This window comes from Janthinobacterium sp. NKUCC08_JDC (assembly GCF_019345575.1).
GTDB classification, from domain to species: domain Bacteria; phylum Pseudomonadota; class Gammaproteobacteria; order Burkholderiales; family Burkholderiaceae_D; genus Janthinobacterium; species Janthinobacterium aestuarii.
In genome coordinates this window covers 1-226 of the sequence record NZ_JAHKQW010000066.1, presented here as the reverse complement: position 1 = coordinate 226, position 226 = coordinate 1, and the positions used below count along the sequence as shown (strand labels likewise).

Annotated in this window: 1 protein-coding gene; it reads left to right on the top strand. The window is 63.7% G+C overall.

What is annotated here, in order from left to right:
• Positions 1 to 226: thiamine pyrophosphate-dependent enzyme (locus KO538_RS29145; RefSeq protein WP_257620658.1), on the top strand; the 226-nt coding region annotated here is incomplete at both ends.

The window sequence follows — 226 nt, the reverse complement described above, 5'->3', positions numbered from 1 at the left end:
CAACTCGGTGGCGAACAGCTATCTGCGCTTTGAAAAGCCGCGCAGCTTCTTTGCGGCGATGAGCTTTGGCAACTGCGGTTACGCGTTCCCGACCATCATCGGCGCCAAGGTGGCCGCGCCGCACCGTCCGGCCGTGTCGTATGCGGGCGACGGCGCCTGGGGCATGAGCCTGATGGAAACGATGACCTGCGTGCGCCACAATATTCCCGTCACGGCCGTGGTGTTC